The sequence below is a fragment of the Winogradskya humida genome, from assembly GCF_016862215.1.
Lineage (GTDB): Bacteria > Actinomycetota > Actinomycetes > Mycobacteriales > Micromonosporaceae > Actinoplanes > Actinoplanes humidus.
On record NZ_BOMN01000099.1, the window covers coordinates 1 to 1,113 of the forward strand.

General features: G+C 65.0%; 1 protein-coding gene. It reads right to left on the reverse strand.

Annotated features, from left to right (window positions below; translation table 11 throughout):
• Positions 1-37 precede the first annotated feature (37 nt).
• Positions 38-514: a hypothetical protein gene (locus Ahu01nite_RS34490; protein ID WP_203840910.1), complete on the reverse strand. Its 477-nt coding sequence runs from the start codon at positions 512-514 to the stop codon at positions 38-40.
• Between the last annotated feature and the right edge of the window lie 599 nt (positions 515-1,113).

The window sequence follows — 1,113 nt, forward strand, 5'->3', positions numbered from 1 at the left end:
ATGCCGCTGGTCGTGGGCGATGGCCAGAGATGGTCCGTCACACCGGGTAGACGCGGTACTGCAGCTCTTCGTCGTACTGGAGACCGGTGACTGCCGTGATGATCGACCACAGGAAGTCCTCGTCGGGACCCCAGGACGGCAGGGCAATATCGGCCTCGACCGGCAGTGGAGTTCCTTCGTCCTCGACTGCCACACCGTCGGCGTAGACGTAATGCCGGGTGCGTTCCCCATGCGTGAACAGCGTGAAGCCGTATGTGCTCGAAACGCTGCTGAAGAAGACCACCAGAGCGTTGGCCGGGTCGGTCGGCTCCCAGCCCATGACCACATCCATCAGCGGGTTCCAGACCTGCACCCAGCCACCCGACTCGGCGGCATAGAGGGCGTCGGGCTTGAGAGCGCTCGTGGCCTGGTCGGCTCCGACCAGTTCGCCGCTGAAATCTGTGATGGCGAGGTCGTCCGCAGCCTCGTCCACCGTCACGTCCTGACGGAAAAGCACCGAGGTGTTCCAACCCATGATCAAGACCTTTCCTCGTACGGCGGGGCCGCCGCCCATTGTTCACGGCCGCACCCTCAGGACTACATGGGAGGGCGTTCTCGAGAGATACCCCGACAGCTCTGCCCGCAAAGACGACAACGTGAACGTCATCCCGTTCATCGCCGCGGAGCAGACTCCGCCGCCCTGCTGGCCGGCTCCCAGCAAGCTCGGGCCAGTTGCCGACACCAGAGGTCGGCGCCCTCATTTGCCGCAGGCAAGGCGCGCACTGTTCCAGCGCCATCACTGTGCGCAAACGACCTGCTGGCCGACCTGACGTGAGCCGGTTCTCGCTGTTGGGCGGCGCCGAAAATCGCGAACGAACCAAAGAAAGCTGTGTTCTCGACTGCCGCTACCGGATGAAGGCGCGCCGCGGCAAGGATCGGCGCAGAATTCAGCCTCGCGCGGCGGTATCCGAACGGCATCATTGCCAGCGCTCACAGCAACTCACTCTCAGCAGCATCACCGCGGCCCGACCGCCCGGCAAGAGCCGCCCAGCCTGACCTGAGCCGCCCAACCTGACCTGAGCCGCCCAACCTGACCTGAGCCGCCCAACCTGACCTGAGCCGCCCAACCTGACC